Here is a 17,633-nt window from a genome sequence, read left to right on the forward strand (position 1 = left end):
AAACATACTAAGTGGTATGTTTTTAAAATTCCTTTTTTTCCAAATTATTCAGATACGATTTAAGTTCCTTTAAATAAACAACATAGTAATTATTATCCTCCGAAAGCTTCCCGAAATTCCGGATCCCCCAATAACCCGATAAGACAAAAAGTGCCACTTGCTCCTCGTTTATGTCCGGTCTGATACGTCCGGAGTCCTTACCTTTTTTTAAGGCAATCTGCATGGCTTCTTTTAGTTCTGTCGTCAGTTTAGAAAGTGCCTCGCTAAACTGTTGGTTTACCGGAGACATTTCCTGGGTTAAATTTCCGGCCGGACAACCGTATTTTTTGAGCAGAAATTCATTTTCCAAAAGTAAATAATGCATCATTTTAAAGATATCATTCGCAGGATCATCAGAATTCAAAAGGGGCTTTACAAAATCAGCATACATCAGCGGATACATGATTTCATTAATAACGGCAAGGCCCATTTCATCCTTATTTTTAAAATGATAAAAAAAAGCCCCCTTGGTGACGTTGGTTGTCGCAATTATAGTATCTATGCTGGTGGCCTGATAACCATGTGTGTAAATTAACTCAAATGATTTCTGAAGAATGGAAAGACGTGTGGAAACTGCTTTTTTCATAAAAGATACCGATTAGTATTCTTTACAAAGAAATACAAATTACCCCACCTATACAAATGCCGGCCGTTTATACAAAAGCAGATGGCGTAGGATTTCTCGCTGCGCCGTCGGTTATAAACGCCTTTGAGCTCTATCTCGTAGTGATGTGTTTTTTATTCCTGGAATTCCATATAACATACAGCAGGAACAAAATGAGCCAAACTACCAGAATGACTGTAAAGAAAATGAGTGCTATGGATGGGTGCAGATAGTTCGGTTCATAAAAAAGCTTTTCTACCGTATTAAACTTATCTTTCAGTGCAGGTCTGTCGTAGGTATTTCTAATTCCGTTTAGTGGTTCCCTATTATTATCCCTGTAATAAAAGGCATCCTTCGTCAGCAATTTTGGATTAATCTGTGTTTCGATATTGTATTTGTTCAATACTGTATCCAGCTTTTGAAAAGCATATAACAAAGAATCAGGTTTGTATTTGTAAAGAAGCTTATATCTTTTGACAGCATTCTGATATTGTTGCTTTTCAACAGGAAGATCCTGTATTGGTGCATACAACTTTTTATTTTGCAGAAAAATGCAAATATCTTCGTCATAATCCGGATTGACTTCTCTCCCTTTGAAAATGATTTCCGTACTGTCTTTTATTGCTTTTTTCGAAATAATTCTTTTCTTGAGCTGTTCCTTGTCAAAACCTAAAATATCAAAAATCGAATCCGCTTTATTGTTTACTCTTTCATATGTGGAAGTCAGCATTTTTAGCGTGTCAATACTAAAATAAGTATATTCATTAACCGAATATTCATTGCCCTCTGATCCGTAATCAATAGATTCTGTTGCCTTTATAACCGGATAGGGTTTGGGATATAAAATGTTTTCCGGATTGAATAATTTCTCCGAACTGTAGGACGTATAATTGTATAAAAAAGGATTTAAAACATTCAGTAACGTCTTGTCGGCATTGAAATCCGCTTCCGGTAATTCACTTTTCAGCTTCGCATTCAGACCAAAACTGTAACTGATAAAAAAAGAGAAAGACAGGAATGAAATCAACAAAATTACGCCTCCAATTTTAAGCAGATTTAAAAAAGAATAACCCTGTCTGGTATGGTTTCGCAGCAAAAAGATTAAAAAGAAAAACAAGAATAAACCGCTTACAAAGAAATGCGAAATGGAAACATCATCATAAAATTTGAATCGGTAGAATTCTGTATAAATATTGATATGCTTCAGGCCTGCAAACTTAAAAAATCCGTAGATAAAATACGCTAAATGAATCAGCAGTAATACGACAATCGATTTAACGAGGAATTGTTTTAATTTTTTGTCCATTTAAATTATTTTTGAAACGATTCCATGAAAGTAAGCAATTTCTTTACTTTATGAAAGCCGGAATAGCATTAAACCGAAAAATAATAATCTGATCTTACTCCTCTAATCCATCAAAAAAACAATCAGCCCTCTGGCACCATGTGCTCCCAGAACAAGCGACTGTTCGATATCGGCAGTCTTGGAAGGGCCGGCAATAAAAGTTCCGAAACCATATTCCTGATTTCCGATTCTGTCGTAGGCGTGATGCATGGTGGCAACAATATCTTTTTTAGAAACAATAATGGCGAGGTATTGTGCGATAAAAGGTGCTACGCGCTGTCCTAAAAGAGCATCGGTCACCCAAAGGGCACTATTCTCCGCCACGCCAAAATGCGCTTTTACAATCGTTAATTCAACATCTTCAAGCGAATGCGGATCATCATTTTGCCAATCTAAGCGGGCAATTTCAGAAAGTTCCGGAATAGTGGTAATGATTCGTTTTTCTAAAGCATAACTGTTTTTTAGAAAATCTATGATTTGAGTATAATCTGCGACTTCAGCGAAATCGCCTCCAATACTTTTTAGTACTTTTTTATAGGTTTTCAGGACATCAAAAGATTCTGAACCCAAAACATTTAAATCCGGTAACTCAGTCACCTCACCGGGTTGATTTTGCTTTATTTTTTGTAAAATCTGTTCTTTACTGCTCATCTTTATCCGTTTTAGATTCCCTCGAATTTTTCTTGTACCATTCCCTGAAAGATTCCTCAGGAACATCCGGCATTTCGCGTTGGTCGTACCACTTGTTCATTTTATTATTGACAAGTGCAGGGACGTTTTTCATTACAAATCGGCCTGATTTTCCTGCCATGTTAAAAATAACAGGATTTGCCAAAACAGTCGCCATGGTTTTCATTGCGATGGTCTTTGTCGCCGGTGTGTGGCCTTCTTTTACCAAAACCTGACGCCATTTGTACAACTGATCGTGAATATCAATTTTAACCGGACAAACATTCGTACAAGAACCACAAAGCGTACTTGCAAAAGGCAGATCGGCATTTTTGCTCATGTCTAGATTCGGTGCCAAAATCGCTCCAATCGGTCCGGCAACGGCATTGTGGTAACTGTGTCCGCCACTGCGTCTGTAAACGGGACAGGTATTCATACAGGCACCGCATCGAATGCATTTCAGGGAATTCCTAAAATCTTCCCTGCCCAGTTGTGTGCTTCTGCCATTGTCTACAATCACAATATGGATTTCTTTTCCGTCTCTTGGTTTTTTAAAATGGCTCGAAAAAGTAGTGATAGGCTGTCCTGTCGCGCTTCTGGCCAGCAATCGGAGGAAAACCCCCAGGTGTTTTCGCTGTGGAATCAGTTTTTCGAAACCCATGCAGGCAATATGAACGTCTGCCAAATGCGCGCCCATGTCTGCATTTCCTTCGTTGGTACAAACTACAAATTCGCCCGTTTCCGCAATCGCAAAATTAACGCCGGTCAAAGCGGCTCTTCGGGTCAGGAAAGTATCCCGTAAATGCAGACGGGCTGCTTCGGTTAAATATTGCGGGTCATTGTTTCCTTTTTCTGTTCCGAGATGCTTATGGAAAGTTTCGCTTACATCTTCTTTTTTAAGGTGAATGGCAGGCAGGACAATATGACTTGGCGGTTCTTTTCGCAGCTGAACAATTCGTTCGCCAAGATCAGAATCGATTACGTCAATTCCCCTTTGGCTCAGGTATTCGTTGAGATGACACTCTTCGGTCAGCATTGATTTTGACTTAACAATTTGCTTGACCTCATGTTTTACCATGATCGCATGCACGATTTCATTATGTTCTTTCGCATCGGCTGCCCAATGTACAATTATTCCGTTTTGCTGGGCATTCGCTTCAAATTCAACTAAATAATCATGTATATTGGAAAGTACATTATTTTTAATTTTCGAAGCGGTTTCTCTGAGGAGTTCCCAATCCTGTATCTGGTGAGCCGATTTATCGCGTTTCTCACGCACAAACCACAGCGTTTCGTCATGCCAGTTTACGCGTTCCGTATCTTGGTTAAAACGTGTCGCTGCTTCACTGTGTGTTATTGTTTTTTCTGAAGACATCTTTTTAATTTTCTAAGGAATTTAAGATTTCCGCAATATGAATCGTTTTGATAGTGCTCTTCTGCCTTTTCAAAATCCCTTCAAGATGCATTAAGCAGGACATATCTCCTCCGGTGATATAATCCACCTGATGATTTTGATGGTCCCTGATTCGGTCCTGACCCATTTTTACCGAAACAGCTTCTTCGGTGACGCAAAATGTACCTCCAAAGCCACAACATTCATCTTTTCGGTTCAAAGAAACCAAATCAATTCCTTTGATATGACTTAGTAATCTTTCCGGTTTGGAAAAAGCCGGTGCGTTTAATTCTGTCATTTGCGAAAGTTTCAAGCCGCGTTGTCCATGGCAGCTTTGATGCATTCCGACCCTGTAGGGAAAATTTCCTTCGATATGGTCAATTTTCAGAACGTCTGTAATAAACTCCGTCAGTTCAAAAACTTTTTTACGCAATTCATTTGCCAGTTCCTGTTGTTTGTCATCGTGCAAATGTTCTTTTACATGCAAGACGCAACTTCCCGAGGGACAGACGATATAGTCAAATCCGGCAAAATTACTGATAAAATTGGCATCACACCCTTTGGTTAAATGTTCATAACCACTGTTTGCCATGGGCTGTCCGCAACAGGTCTGCCCCATCGGAAAATGAACTTCACAGCCTAATTTCTCTAAAAGTTCATAGGTAGCAATACCTACTTTAGGATAAAACTGGTCGACGTAACAGGGTATAAAAAGGCCGATTTTCATATTCTTGTAATTATTTTTTAAACACCTGGGAAAATTGACCGGGTGTTTGTATTTTTTCACGCAGATTTTGCAGATTTTGCAGATTTTTTTAAATCTTTTCGTATTATTTTCTTCGCATTGATTTTTAAACAGGTTAAACAGAACCACTCCGCTGCTCCTTCAAAATTAAATCCGCTAAATCTGCGAGAGAAAAAAAATCTTTTTAATCCTTTATCTACAGTACTACTCTCTAATGTTTGTAAAATTTCAAATCAATTAAATCGTTCTGAATCGGCTTTGGATTCCAGTTATCATGAATCGCCAACGCAGCGCCCAATGCACTCGCCTGCGCCATAGAAGCGGCATACACTTCTATATCCGGAAAAGCCTCTGCCAATAGATTCATAAAAATTGAATTTTTACTGAAACCTCCATCCACAAAAATCTTTTTTACGGGACTATTGTGAATCACTAAATTAGTTGAAAAAAACTGCTGTTCCACAATATCCATTATTAATTGATGGTAGGCAGTTTCATAATTTTTAAAAGTAGACAGGTCCCTTTTCTGAAACGGGCATTCCTTAAGAATATCAAACTCGTATTTCTTCGGATAAATAAATGAAAAAGTAAGTGCCCTCAGATTGGAAACAATCTTTTTATCAAAGTAAATATCCTTATAAGCATCATTGGCAACCTTAAAATGTTCCGCTAATCTTTTCGTCTGAATTTCATGTTCGTTTCCTGAAAACAAACGGGCTGCTTTTACGGGTTTTTCCGTGTATTGCAAATAACACAGACAATCGTGCTGCAGTTCCTCAAAGGTTAATGGTTTTGTATTGAAAGGATTCAACGAAATACTCCAGGTCCCTGTCGACAACAAAACAAAAGGCTCCGTAAAGTTAATCGTATAGGGAATTATAGCAGATGAACTGTCGTGCAGTCCTGTTCCAATGGCCAGACCGCCTTCTTTTTTTATAACGTCTTTGCCATAATGCAGCGGCGGAAGCTTGTCTATTATCCCCTCGTTTTTAACCCACTTGTGATACTTCATCTTTTTAAAATTCCAAAGATTCGTATGACATCCTATGCTTGTAATATCCGAATAGGCTTCGTTCGTCAAGAGAAAACTCAGGTATTGCGGCAAATGCAGGCAATATTTTACTTTTGCAAACAAGGCCGGATTTTCTTCTTTCAGCCTGTAAAGCTGCATTCCGGAATTCAGACTTCCTAAAACCGGAGAAGCCGTTTTGACCGCAAACACTTCTTTTCCTTTATATTTCTGATAAAACGCCTCTTCTAAATGTTCCGGATATTCTTTCAGGTAATTGTATAGTGGCGTTAATATATTTCCGTTTTTGTCAATGTATACAAAACTGGCCCCGTACGTACTGAAATTAATTGCTTTCAGCACATAATCGTTCAGGCTATTTATTTCTGCTAATCGTTCGAGTATCCAGTTTCTGAGCAGCCCGATATCTTCACAGGGAAAGCCATCTTCATCGATTGTTTCATCAAGATTTACGGCTTTCTCCCAAACAATTTTATAATTTTCATCAAATAAAAATACCTTTTTGTTTGTCTTACCAATATCAAAAATTGCAACTACATTCATTGTGGTAATTGTGAGTTAGGGGTTATGAGTTATGGGTTATGGGTTGTGGGTTGTGAGTTTTGGGTTTTGCGTTATGCATTATGCGTTATGGGTTTTGCGTTATGGATTGTGATTTTGCCAAAAGCATTCCATGTTATTAAGCTAAAGTCCTTTTGTTTTTATTTTAACTGATCCATAAGGACAATAATAGTTTATTAACCTCTAACTCATACTTCTAACGTATAACTCATAACTCATAACTAATAACTCATAACTAATAACTCACAAACCTGTAGCCATTGTTTTTAACCCTCTTTCCCCGATCAGGTTTTTTCTGACGGTAAGACTGCGGTATAACTCCACCGGATTCAAAGCGGCTCCTGAACGCAGACGGGCTTCGGCAACCAGTGCGCGAACATCTGTACGGAAGGCATTTTGCAAAATCTCCTGTGCTTTTACGACATCATTTTCGTCCTGAGCTATTTCTAATGCTTTTCGGTCTACCAAAAGTGCCTGAGCATAAGCGATCATAATGGCTTCCACAGATTGCAACAGATCTTCCAGCGGGTCTTTTATATTGTGGGACGCATCAATCATCCAGCCTAAATCTTTGGCATGGTTCATTCCTCTGGCATCCATTCCCTCCACTAATTCATTAAATATCAGGAATAACTGGTACGGTTTTAATGCTCCGGCTGTTAAATCATCGTCTCCGTATTTCGAATCATTAAAATGGAAACCACCCAGTTTATTTTCCATAAGCAACAACGAAACGATTTGTTCGATATTCGCGTTTGGCAAGTGGTGTCCCAAATCAACCAGCGTCTGTGCTTTATCCCCTAACTTTTTAACGTAGGAATAAGATTGTCCCCAATCGGCAACAGTGGTGGAATAAAAGTTTGGTTCGGCACATTTATATTCTAAAAACAGCTTCCAGTTGGAAGGCAATGCTTCATAAATTTCTTCTAAACTTTCCAAGGTATTCTGGTATGCTTTCCTGAAATTTAATTGCCCCGGAAAATTGGAACCATCCGCCAGCCAGATTGTCAATGACTCTGACCCTAAGGCAATTCCCTGCTGAATCACTTCAATATTATGGGCAATTGCCTGTTTACGAACGGCTTTGTTTACATTTTGCAAAGAACCATATCGGTAAGAGTGTTCTGCATTTACCTGATCCTGAAACGTATTCGAGTTAACGGCATCAAATTTTAAATGGTGTTGTGCCGCCAAAGCTTTTATAGCATTATGATCTGTAGGGATGTCCCATGGAATGTGCAGTGAAATTGCCCCGGAAGCATTATTTAAAGCATGAAGCAAACCAACATCTTCTATTTTTTCTTCTAAAGAACGGGGTTCGCCACCTCCTGCAAAGCGTCCGAATCTGGTTCCTCCGGTTCCCAGGGCCCAGGATGGAATGGCAATTTGAAAATCAATTAATTTCTGAATAATGGATTCCGCATCCCCCACTTCTGATGCTGTAAAAGCAAATTTGCTGGTATGTTTTTTTAATAATTCCTCGTTATGAGAGGCTATATGGTTTGCTCCGATTAACATGATATTTTATTTTAATAGAATTTTCAATTTATAAAATATAAACCGAACTCCCTGTTTTACTTTATTCTTTTTTTCTTTTTGTGATTCTCGTTCGTTTAAAAATCTAACGTCCGAATGTGCATCGAACGTTAGAATATTGCAAAAAACCACTTTTGCTTAAACAAACTTAAAAAAACTAATATTTTACTTAAATTGTCCCGTTTGACATGGGATTTTTTATAATGAATTCCCTATTCCAACCAAAACTATGGAAAGCATAATCAGCCCGATTCCCCATAAAAAGGTATTGAATGTTTTTTTGGAAACCCCGGCCCATTCTTTCAGGTAAAATCCCCAGAAATTAGCTGTCAGAATGATAGTAGCCATGTGCAGAATCCAGGAACTGGCTCCGTTTCCTAATTTGCTTTCGCCCATTCCGTAGAAGAAAAACTGTAAAAACCACATCGTTCCGGCAAGAGCAGAAAACAATGTATTTTTGGCGATTGGTGCTTTTGAATTGGTGTAATCACTAAATGTTTTATTCTTGAAATTAAGGTACATACACCAGATAAAATTGGTCGTTAATCCACCCCAAAGCAGTACAATGTAAGTGACATTATTCTGAAAAAGCGGATTACAGCCATCAATAACGGCCTGCTCTGCCATTGGTTTTCCGGCTTCAATTCCGTAATTGAAAAATGAACTCAGAATTCCCGAAATAACAGCGATAATAAGTCCTTTTACAAGGTTGAAATCCTTGTCTTTATTTTCATGCCCTACTGCAAAATCTTTTTCTTTCATAATTCCCGCTTTACCTGAAATCGCAATTCCGATCAGGCAAACCAAAACACCCAACAAGACCAGCTGTCCACCTGTATGCGAAAGCATGTGGCTAAAAGAAACCTTCCCGGCTGTTGGGTACAGATCGTAATACACGGAAGGCACCAGAGCTCCAAAAGCGGAACAGAATCCGAGAATAATCGAATTCCCTAATGACATTCCGAGATAGCGCACTCCCAATCCGTAGGTCAGCCCTCCAATTCCCCAGATCAGTCCCATTGCGTAGGTAAAGGCTTTTATGGTTGGTGATGCTGCTGCGATAATTTCCACAAAATTTGGAATCGTTAAATAAGCGGCAATGGGCGGCACGATCAGCCAGGAGAAAAACCCGCCTACGATCCAATAGCTTTCCCATGCCCAATTTTTAACTTTTTTGAAAGGCATATAAAAACTCCCTGAAGAAAATCCTCCAATGGAGTGAAAAATAATTCCTAATAATGATTCCATTTAGTATTTTAGTTTGTGGTTATTCTGATAGTTAATCTGGTTTTGTAAAATAAGAGAATGTAAAAAAGAAAACTGTCCTGTACTATCCTTTACCTTTTTTTGATTTATGTTAAAACTAAGGATAATTAGAAAGAACAACCAAAATTTAGTAGAAAAATAAATTTAAAATAGCTATTTTAGCAATCGATTTCGTAATTATCATATCCTCATTTCTGTGAAAATTAAGAAATTATAACAAACATAAAATAAGCCTTACTTTCTATTCTTTTTATTGTACGAAAATTATCAGTCGTAAATATTCAGATGGCTTTAGATTAAAATATAATTTCAAATGAGGCCGGATTACAATCAAGCCTGATTTACAAGACCTGCAAAATGATTAAACTTATTAAAATTGATGAAGATTCCAGGGTTCCCAAATACAAACAAATTGTAGACTCTATATTGCAGAATATTGCTAACGGAAATCTGAAAATAAATCAAAAAATCCCTTCCATCAACAGTTTTAGCGAGGAATTTTACATGTCCAGGGATACCGTTGAAAAAGCATATAATATTTTAAAAGAACGAAAAATAATTTCTTCCATCAGGGGGAAAGGCTATTATATTACCCGTACCAAACTTGAATCTAAAGTAAATATTCTTTTTTTATTCAATAAACTGAGTGCGTACAAAATGAAAACGTACAACTCGTTTATTAACACTGTCGGAGCAAATGCGCATACTGATCTGCATATTTATCACTGCGATGAAACCTTATTCCTGAACTTACTGGATAAATTTGAAGGTGCCTACGATTATTATGTCATTACAACCCATTTCAAAACTGATGAATTAAAGCATTTGAGTTTTACCGATGATGTGGTAAAGGCCATTGAGAGAATCCCAAAAGAAAAACTGGTGATAATGGATAACATTAAAATCGGAATGGAAGGTGAAATTATTAAAATTTACCAGGATTTTGAGAATGACATCTACAATGCTTTAAAAGAAGGACTTTCTAAAATAACAAAATACCAAAAACTGATTTTAGTGTACCCGGACAAAGCCGTTTACCCTTATCCGAGAAGAATTCTGCACGGATTCCGAAAATTTTGTGTCGAGCATGAAATAAATTTTGAGATTCTGAGTGAAGTGTATGATGACATGATCCTCAAAAAAGGCGATTTATTTATCACTATCGAAGAATCTGATCTGGTGAATCTCATGAAACAAATCAGGGACAAAAAACTGGTTTTAGGAGAAGACATCGGAGTGATTTCTTATAACGATACGCCGCTAAAAGAACTTTTGGGAATTACGGTAATGTCTACCGACTTTAATGTAATGGGAGAAACTGCTGCCAGAATGATCCTTAATAAGGAAAAAGGACAGGTAAAAGTTCCGTTTAATTTTATTGATCGAAATTCTATTTGATTAGAGGTGCAAAGTGGCAAAGGTTCAGAGGCGCAAAGGTTTAGTTTCTTATCTTAATAACTTATGTTTTAACTTTTATAATTGAAATTTCTGCCTATTAACACCTTCTTTGTTTGTTCCATCCTTCAAATCTATGCACCTCTGAACCTTTGCCACTTTGAACCTTGAATAAAATCCATAAAAAAACCTCGTCTAATTTACTTAAACGAGGTTTTTGTTTCTGAATACAAATATTATTTTTTTGATTCTTCGATAGAAACTTTTCTAAACTCTTTTAAAAGTTTTTCAATTTCCAAAGTTGATTTACGTGCTCTAGCTCCAGCAGCTTTAACACCTTTTTCAGTAAGTGATTCAGCTTCTGCTTTGAATGTGTCGATTTCGGCGTTGATTTTTACTAATAGATCTTTCATGCTTATACTTGTTAAATTAAGGCGCAAAAATAAAAGTTTGCTTGATAGATAACGCATCTTTAATGTTAAAATTGTATCTGTTTTTGTCTGAGTGCTTAATATTAAATTAACTGATTCGCTTCAGAACTTATTATCAATCAATTACAGATATATTTACGCGGGTTTTTATTAATTATTTTTTTATTTAAACTTACCGTAATGGTTCATTTTAGTTAAATTTCCTAACATTGCCTGCCACTTTAAGGGAGGTACAAAGCATTTAAAAAGAGATAAACCTTTGCTCCTTTAGATCTTGAAGCTTTCAAATTGGACAGTTGCAGCTTTTCTATATTGTGAGGATCTGCAATGAACCATAACGATCTTCTTACATTTTCATAATTTGCGTTACATGACAATCTACAAATGTTATTAAATCACTCATATTCCTGTTGCCGTGACATTTATTTGAAATAGAGATAATGTGCTGATCTTTATCCTTAACATATAAAAAGAAGAAGTCTTTAGTTAAAACGGCTTTATCAATCTGGCTCCACTTATGAACAAAAGCACCTAAGGGAGAATTTACATGAATATCAGAACTGGTAAAGTTGAGCTTATATTTCCTGATAAGACTGCTATACCCCATGAGCCTTCTCACCAATTTAAAAAGAATTCTGCATGTTGCATTTACAAATGAATAATGAAACATAAAAAACGACACAATAAGGACTAAACTCCTTAACTGAAACCTGAAAAAATCTTCCTGGCTTTCTAAATTAAGAAAATCAAAAAGGAGAAAAGACACCATGATAATTACAAAAAAGAAAGTTACTCTTCCTTTATACAAGCGCTTAAAATACATTTTATTGAGCTTTTGTATTTCATTAATATTCAATTCAAACTCTGCAGAAAATTTAGAAGTATTCATCCTGATCGTATTAGTAATTAGCCATTCAAATTTGTTTTTTTTCATTCTTGTCATGAAAAAACGAAATTAAGCGGAATAAAAATTACAGGAAGCACACTTCAGACATAAAAATATCAGAATAAGGTTTTTTACAAATTTTTCAAATCAAAAAAATCTTTTTGTAAGGCATTTTATAAGCTTAAAATGCGTCAAAAATTACAGTTATCAAATGAAACCCTACAGTTATAAATCGGATTAAGTAAGCTCGGATTTTTTATAGTACATTACCTCCGAAAAGCAAATCTAATTTAAATTCTTACAAAAACAGAATTAAAGAAACAGAAAGAAATAAGTGTATTTAATTCTTTTTATGCCCTTAAATCTAAAGCAGTAAAACTATTGTATACCATAATAAATGCCACATGAAAATAATAGAACATTCTTATTGTGCTGACTTAAGCTGGGTAAAACCGCTTGCAAGAAAACTCAAAGGAAAGATAAAGGACAATTTTATAATTGTTCCCGAAGATATACAATCCGGGACCCGGTATTTTCTCGAATGTGAGGACGGGATTGTAGCCTATTATATCAATGTAAAATATTATAAAAACCTCCATTTTGTTCAGAAAAACTCAAAGAATGATTTTATAGGTTTCTATTACGACCTTACCGACGGTGAAGTTCGTTTGGCCGCCAACAATACTATCTGCGATTTAGGCCGCTGGAAGTATAATTTAGCAGTCATTGACGGTACCTTAAAAACCAATTACCAGATAAAATCAGGAAGTCATACGTATGCGCTTTGCATATTTGTGCATAAGAGTAAGCTTGCCGCTTTTATTAAAGATGATACGGTGCTTTTTTCAGATTTGCAGAAAATTACCGATCCTAAAAAAAATACGATCATCAGATACGACAGGATCAGTAACGAGAGCTTTCATATTCTCAATGATCTTCGCAAACTGAAAGTGGGCGGTCCGGTATTCGATTTACATCTCAAGGCTACAGTACATATGCTGATGTCCAATTATTTAAAAAAGATAGCCCGTAACAGGATTATCATTCAAACCGTTAAGGAATCAGACATTCAAAATATAATTGCAATGCAAATGTTTTTGATTGAAAATATTGAAGGACCTTTTCCCAGCATTTCATTAATGGCAAAAAAGGTGGAAATGTCTGAATCAAAATTTAAAAATTTGTTTAAAAAGATAACCGGATTAACACCCAATTCTTTTTTTATGAACAATAAACTGGCCCTTGCAAAGGAACTTCTTGAAGACAAACAATTAACCATATCCCAAATTTCCAGCAGGCTTCATTATAGTAATAATTCTCATTTTACTTTAAACTTTAAGGAACATTTCGGGTTATCACCAAGGAGTTTTATAAAACAATTATAATTCAAATATCCACAGTTATGAAAAAAATTAATCATTTGTATAGTTTAACGCCCGAATGGCAACAACAATTAGTTCAGGAGATAAAAGGGAAACTTATTGATGATAAAATAATTGTTATACCCGAAACTCTTGGTAAGGGGCACTCCTACTTTACACCCGTAGCTGAGGGGATTTCTGTACTGTTTGTCGATTTTGTTTTGACTGAACCAGTTGAAATAAACCGTTTAAAATCAGACGAGGAATCTTATATATTTCATTTTGATTTAAGTGATTCCGTGAATTCTATAAAAATTGATAGGGCAGATTATAAAATTGGTTCACATAAAAATCCCGGCCTTGCGATTATCGACAATCAGACGGAAAGCTCTTTTAAACCTTCTGTGAACGAACGAACGCTGGCCTTACGCCTGCTGGTTGATAAAAAATTACTGAATGAACTTTTAGAGACAACCGCTGTCGGAGAGTTTCAGAAACAAGAAAACAAGTTGGAGCAAAAATCTCTTTATTATTATGACAATATTGACAGCAATAGTGTTTTACTGATCAGATCCCTTATGGATAAATCTGTTTTTGAACTTTCATTCGATTCGTACTTAAAAGGAATTTCGCTAAAACTTCTGGGTAATTTTTTAAACCGATATGAAAATTTATCGGCCAAAAAAAATGATATTACGGATACAGAGCTTGAGGCTGTTATCAAAACGCAGGATTATTTTTTAAAGGATTTGTGCAATCCCTTCCCTACCATAAATTTCTTATCGGAAATGGCGGGCATGTCTTCTACGAAATATAAGATGTTATTTAAAAAGCATTTTAATGATAGTCCGAAAAAACTTTTTTTAAAAGAAAAAATGATTTTAGCCAATAAATTACTTCAAAGCGGTAATTACAGTACGCTAATCGAAATTGTATATGAATTAAGTTATACTAGAATGAATCATTTCCACTCGAAATATTATGCTGTTTTTCAACGAAAACCATCAGAAGACTTTGTCAAAAAAACCTATCGGAAAATGTCCCGACGTGCTCCTCAAGTTGTAACCTGAAAAGGAATTTCAAATCTTTATTTGATGCTATTTTTGAGTTTACCAAGAGAAGGATCTTCCAAAAGTTTGATTTGATTAATCACGATTCCGGCAATTTCCACAGCACCTTTTAGAGAAAGATGGGTATCATCATTTTTCTCTTCTTTATAATAAGGAACTTCCCCCGCCTTAAAATGTAAATGAAGTGACTTTGATTTTTCGGGACCATAGGATTGCTCCAGCAATTCGGTGTGATATTCTAAATCAATAAAAGGTACTTTGTATTCCTGAGCCACTAATCTTGTTTCCAAAGGATAGTCGCCATGAGTAGGCACCAAAACCCCTTGCTCGTTGAAATTTCGCCTTGCAATAGAAGTTAATAAAATCGGAACAGCCCCTTTTTCCCTGCTTTCCTTCACAAACCGGATTAGGTTATAACGATAACTTGTGTGCGGATTGGTGTATCGGGTCGAATCTGCTATTTTTTCGTCATTATGGCCAAACTCTATAAAAAGATAATCCCCTTTTTTGAGTTTTTTACAGATGGAATCCCAGCGTTTTTCGTTGATAAAACTTTTGGTACTGCGTCCGTTTACCGCTTTGTTTTCTACAATAATATTTTCATTAAAAAACGGCTGCAAGACCTGCGCCCACCCATGTTCCGGATTTTTATCGGGATCTTTTTTATTGGCCATTGTGGAATCGCCAATACAATACAGTGTTGTTTTTTGTGCCAGGCAACTCGCGGAAATTAAAAATAAAATGGAAAGGAAGTATTTCATTTTTTGTTTTTTTTGGATTTCTGGATTATTAGATTTTTGGATTATTAGATTTTTCGATTATTGGATTTTTCGATTATTGGATTTGAAAGTAAATGCTAACCACAAGGTTCGCTAAGGTTTACGCAAAGCTTTGCTCCTTTGTTCCTCTGAACCTTTGTTCCTTTGAACCTTAAAAAAAAACCTACTTAGCAGCCGAAGGAACAGTGGCCCGCTGACCAATAAAAACATCAGTCATAAGGACATTCTCGGCGTTTTCATTTGACAGGGCGTTTTTTGCCGATTTTATTTCGATGTTGTTTAAAGAGATATTCCTGATTTTTTTCTCCGGAAATCCCTGTATTACAATTCCGGATTCTGTGGCTTTATTGCAGGAAATATTCGAAAAATAAACATTCGATATGTCCGATTGAAAACCGCTTCCTTCCCCGTGATAATTGGCTGTGATATACAGGCAGTCTTCTACTTCATCAAGCTGCAGGTTATTCACAAAGATATTTTTTATAAAACCGCCGCGATCTGCATTGGTTTTTATATAAATCCCTCTTTTCAGATAGCCAATGGTTTTACAATTTTCTACATACACATTCTGAATTCCGGCAGACATTTCGCTGCCTAAAACGACTCCGTGTAGTCCTTTGAAATTACAATTTCTAATCACAATGTTTTCACTTGGAGTTGCCGAATTGGCTCTTCCTTCGTGATCACGGCCTGCTTTAATGGCTACATTATCGTCGCCGTTATCGAAATTTACATTTTCAATTAAAACATCTTTCGCGTATTCCGGATCAATTCCGTCATTATTGTAATTCAGTGATTTATAGCTTATTCCACGAATGGTGATACTTTCTGATTTCAACAAATGCAGACACCAGAACGGGGAATTTTCAATACGGATATTTTCAACCAGGATATTTTTACAATTAAAAAACTGAATCAGCTGCGGGCGTAAAAAATAACCTTCTCCAAACTTTCTGTCGTTCAGTGGCACGCTGTTATGATTCATTTCACGACTGCGCATTTTGCCGTCGTTTTCTTTGGCCTTAAAACTTTTCCAGGCAGTACCTCCTTCGCCGTCAATTGTTCCCTCACCGGTTATGGCAATATTCGAGCATTCGTACGCGTAAATTAGCGGACTGTAATTGTACAGCATGGTTCCTTCCCAGCTGGTCAGCACCAGTGGCAAATAATCTTTGGGATTATCACTAAACTTAATTTTAGCACCTTTCTCTATTTTAAGATTAACATTGCTCACAAAATGAATCGGGCCGTTTACTTTATAAATGCCTTTGGGCACAATTATGGTTCCGCCTTTGTTCTTTTTGCACAAGGCCATTGCTTTGTCGAAAAAGGCTTTATTATTGGTTACAGAATCTCCTTTTGCTCCCAGTTTCACAACATTTACCTGATACGAAGGAAAAACAGGCAGCTGGATCCTATTGGCAATCGCAGCTGCTTCTGCAGTTGGAAAATCCGTTTTCTGTGCAAAGGAAGTAAATGAAATTACTAGAAAAAGAAGGTATCTGAAATTCATATGTTTTGTTTTTGTGAAAACTATTTTTGTCTGGAAAACCAGTTCGGTACACTGTCCTTAAGGATATTTTCTATGGTATATTTTTCAGCTTCTTTTTTTGAAAGCTGATGCGACCATGAAACTCTTTTTGTCGGCTGATATCCTTCGCCTTTGCAATTGTATTCAGCATAAAAAGTGTTCTTTTCCGCTTCGGGTTTGGACCAGTTTTGCCAGCCTTCCGGTTTGATCTGTTTGCCCATCTCACAATTCAGAAACACTGTTTTGGCATAAATTCGCCACGGTCTTCCGAGATAAACGGCTGTCGCAGAAGGATCGGCTGTGAGTTTGCAATTTTTAAAAACAAAACCAAAATCATTTCCCTGCGGAGTTGAAGCAGCGGTAATATAGGAGCTTTTTATGCTGTGAATCACACAATTTTCAAATAAAGCCGTAGCACTTCCAAAAATAAAATCGGTTGTCCCTTCGATATAACAATCCTTAAAATACTGTTTTGTTTCCCGTCCGGACAGGTACAAAGTATCCTGATTTCCCAGTAGCCTGCAATTTGAAACCTGCACGCGATTGGCCACCAATGACAATGCAATGGCCTGACCATTATCGCCTGAACTATTTTTTATGGTTAAGTTGGATACTGAAGAATCATCTCCTTCCACCAAAACCGTATAGGTATGAAAAGTACTGTTTCTTCCTAAATTTATTTTCGAAAAATTATCATCAAAAGTAATAATGGTGTTTTCTTTGCTTTCTCCAATCAGTTCCACGTGCGTATTCCATTCCGGGATTCTGACTTTTTCGGCATAGGTTCCGTTTTTGATACGGATGGTTACTTTTTCATACGGGAATGACGGAGCCGCATTTATGGCATCCTGAATTTTTGTAAAATCTCCCGAACCGTCCTGAGCTACAATGGTTACCTTATTCGTAGCGGTTTTAGTGGCGTTCTGGGCGATTGCTCCAAATCCTGTCACTACTAAAAAAAGCAGCGCTGTTTTTTTTAATGAAATCATCTT

The 17,633-nt window shown here is 36.6% G+C and carries 16 protein-coding genes; 3 read left to right on the forward strand and 13 right to left on the reverse strand.

Translation table 11 applies throughout. The features are described 5' to 3' along the window. Positions 1 to 22 precede the first annotated feature (22 nt). The 8 genes from D0817_RS01535 to rhaT form a co-directional block, all read right to left on the reverse strand. Entirely contained in the window at positions 23 to 625 is a 603-nt protein-coding gene (locus tag D0817_RS01535; protein WP_127336621.1) for a TetR/AcrR family transcriptional regulator, read from the reverse strand. 130 nt (positions 626 to 755) lie between these two features. Next, positions 756 to 1,949 carry a hypothetical protein gene (locus tag D0817_RS01540; protein WP_127336622.1) on the reverse strand — a complete coding sequence of 398 codons (1,194 nt, stop codon included), beginning with the start codon at positions 1,947 to 1,949 and terminating at the stop codon, positions 756 to 758. A 102-nt stretch (positions 1,950 to 2,051) separates the two neighbouring features. Further along, positions 2,052 to 2,639 carry a LutC/YkgG family protein gene (locus D0817_RS01545; RefSeq protein WP_127336623.1) on the reverse strand — a complete coding sequence of 196 codons (588 nt, stop codon included), beginning with the start codon at positions 2,637 to 2,639 and terminating at the stop codon, positions 2,052 to 2,054. After that, positions 2,629 to 4,032, reverse strand: coding sequence for a lactate utilization protein B (locus tag D0817_RS01550; protein WP_127336624.1), 1,404 nt, complete (start codon positions 4,030 to 4,032; stop codon positions 2,629 to 2,631). Before D0817_RS01550 ends, D0817_RS01545 begins: the two co-directional genes overlap by 11 nt. Before the next feature lie 4 nt (positions 4,033 to 4,036). Next, positions 4,037 to 4,777: a (Fe-S)-binding protein gene (locus D0817_RS01555; RefSeq protein ID WP_127336625.1), complete on the reverse strand. Its 741-nt coding sequence runs from the start codon at positions 4,775 to 4,777 to the stop codon at positions 4,037 to 4,039. A 229-nt stretch (positions 4,778 to 5,006) separates the two neighbouring features. Further along, on the reverse strand, positions 5,007 to 6,368 hold the full coding sequence (locus tag D0817_RS01560; protein WP_127336626.1) for an FGGY-family carbohydrate kinase: 1,362 nt from the start codon (positions 6,366 to 6,368) through the stop codon (positions 5,007 to 5,009). A 261-nt stretch (positions 6,369 to 6,629) separates the two neighbouring features. Next, entirely contained in the window at positions 6,630 to 7,904 is a 1,275-nt protein-coding gene (locus tag D0817_RS01565; protein WP_127336627.1) for a sugar isomerase, read from the reverse strand. A 216-nt stretch (positions 7,905 to 8,120) separates the two neighbouring features. Beyond that, a complete protein-coding gene (gene rhaT, locus D0817_RS01570) occupies positions 8,121 to 9,170 on the reverse strand; it encodes an L-rhamnose/proton symporter RhaT (RefSeq protein ID WP_127336628.1) in 1,050 nt (349 codons plus the stop codon). Positions 9,171 to 9,545: 375 nt separating this feature from the next. On the opposite strand from rhaT, the gene D0817_RS01575 reads away from it, so the two are divergent. Then, complete coding sequence (locus D0817_RS01575) at positions 9,546 to 10,586, forward strand: GntR family transcriptional regulator (protein ID WP_127336629.1); 1,041 nt, start codon at positions 9,546 to 9,548, stop codon at positions 10,584 to 10,586. Positions 10,587 to 10,819: 233 nt separating this feature from the next. Here the strand turns inward: D0817_RS01575 and D0817_RS01580 are convergent, their stop codons facing one another. Together D0817_RS01580 and D0817_RS01585 are read right to left on the reverse strand one after the other, a co-directional pair. After that, positions 10,820 to 10,996, reverse strand: coding sequence for a BF3379 family histone-like protein (locus D0817_RS01580; RefSeq protein WP_127336630.1), 177 nt, complete (start codon positions 10,994 to 10,996; stop codon positions 10,820 to 10,822). Positions 10,997 to 11,360: 364 nt separating this feature from the next. After that, positions 11,361 to 11,957, reverse strand: coding sequence for a hypothetical protein (locus D0817_RS01585; protein ID WP_193555347.1), 597 nt, complete (start codon positions 11,955 to 11,957; stop codon positions 11,361 to 11,363). 347 nt (positions 11,958 to 12,304) lie between these two features. Between D0817_RS01585 and D0817_RS01590 the strand changes: the two genes are divergently transcribed. Both D0817_RS01590 and D0817_RS01595 read left to right on the forward strand, forming a co-directional pair. After that, positions 12,305 to 13,285 carry a helix-turn-helix domain-containing protein gene (locus tag D0817_RS01590; protein WP_127336632.1) on the forward strand — a complete coding sequence of 327 codons (981 nt, stop codon included), beginning with the start codon at positions 12,305 to 12,307 and terminating at the stop codon, positions 13,283 to 13,285. A 17-nt stretch (positions 13,286 to 13,302) separates the two neighbouring features. Then, entirely contained in the window at positions 13,303 to 14,331 is a 1,029-nt protein-coding gene (locus tag D0817_RS01595; RefSeq protein WP_127336633.1) for a helix-turn-helix domain-containing protein, read from the forward strand. Between the two features lie 17 nt (positions 14,332 to 14,348). On the opposite strand, the gene D0817_RS01600 is transcribed toward D0817_RS01595, so the two are convergent. The 3 genes from D0817_RS01600 to D0817_RS01610 form a co-directional block, all read right to left on the reverse strand. After that, the gene (locus tag D0817_RS01600) at positions 14,349 to 15,092 is read right to left on the reverse strand and encodes a rhamnogalacturonan acetylesterase (protein ID WP_127336634.1); all 744 of its coding nucleotides are present in this window, start codon (positions 15,090 to 15,092) and stop codon (positions 14,349 to 14,351) included. Between the two features lie 181 nt (positions 15,093 to 15,273). After that, positions 15,274 to 16,623 (reverse strand): glycoside hydrolase family 28 protein, encoded by a 1,350-nt coding sequence (locus D0817_RS01605; RefSeq protein WP_127336635.1) that lies wholly within the window; start codon positions 16,621 to 16,623, stop codon positions 15,274 to 15,276. Positions 16,624 to 16,643: 20 nt separating this feature from the next. Next, on the reverse strand, positions 16,644 to 17,630 hold the full coding sequence (locus tag D0817_RS01610) for a pectinesterase family protein (RefSeq protein WP_127336636.1): 987 nt from the start codon (positions 17,628 to 17,630) through the stop codon (positions 16,644 to 16,646). Between the last annotated feature and the right edge of the window lie 3 nt (positions 17,631 to 17,633).

This window comes from Flavobacterium cupreum (assembly GCF_003996965.1).
GTDB lineage: Bacteria > Bacteroidota > Bacteroidia > Flavobacteriales > Flavobacteriaceae > Flavobacterium > Flavobacterium cupreum.

Coding starts and splice junctions, on each gene's coding strand:
- rhaT (WP_127336628.1), bottom strand. CDS start 9,170: ATGGAATCATTATTAGGAATTATTTTTCACTCCATTGGAGGATTTTCT.
- D0817_RS01545 (WP_127336623.1), bottom strand. CDS start 2,639: ATGAGCAGTAAAGAACAGATTTTACAAAAAATAAAGCAAAATCAACCC.
- D0817_RS01560 (WP_127336626.1), bottom strand. CDS start 6,368: ATGAATGTAGTTGCAATTTTTGATATTGGTAAGACAAACAAAAAGGTA.
- D0817_RS01590 (WP_127336632.1), top strand. CDS start 12,305: ATGAAAATAATAGAACATTCTTATTGTGCTGACTTAAGCTGGGTAAAA.
- D0817_RS01595 (WP_127336633.1), top strand. CDS start 13,303: ATGAAAAAAATTAATCATTTGTATAGTTTAACGCCCGAATGGCAACAA.
- D0817_RS01580 (WP_127336630.1), bottom strand. CDS start 10,996: ATGAAAGATCTATTAGTAAAAATCAACGCCGAAATCGACACATTCAAA.
- D0817_RS01585 (WP_193555347.1), bottom strand. CDS start 11,957: ATGACAAGAATGAAAAAAAACAAATTTGAATGGCTAATTACTAATACG.
- D0817_RS01540 (WP_127336622.1), bottom strand. CDS start 1,949: ATGGACAAAAAATTAAAACAATTCCTCGTTAAATCGATTGTCGTATTA.
- D0817_RS01610 (WP_127336636.1), bottom strand. CDS start 17,630: ATGATTTCATTAAAAAAAACAGCGCTGCTTTTTTTAGTAGTGACAGGA.
- D0817_RS01565 (WP_127336627.1), bottom strand. CDS start 7,904: ATGTTAATCGGAGCAAACCATATAGCCTCTCATAACGAGGAATTATTA.
- D0817_RS01555 (WP_127336625.1), bottom strand. CDS start 4,777: ATGAAAATCGGCCTTTTTATACCCTGTTACGTCGACCAGTTTTATCCT.
- D0817_RS01600 (WP_127336634.1), bottom strand. CDS start 15,092: ATGAAATACTTCCTTTCCATTTTATTTTTAATTTCCGCGAGTTGCCTG.
- D0817_RS01605 (WP_127336635.1), bottom strand. CDS start 16,623: ATGAATTTCAGATACCTTCTTTTTCTAGTAATTTCATTTACTTCCTTT.
- D0817_RS01575 (WP_127336629.1), top strand. CDS start 9,546: ATGATTAAACTTATTAAAATTGATGAAGATTCCAGGGTTCCCAAATAC.
- D0817_RS01535 (WP_127336621.1), bottom strand. CDS start 625: ATGAAAAAAGCAGTTTCCACACGTCTTTCCATTCTTCAGAAATCATTT.
- D0817_RS01550 (WP_127336624.1), bottom strand. CDS start 4,032: ATGTCTTCAGAAAAAACAATAACACACAGTGAAGCAGCGACACGTTTT.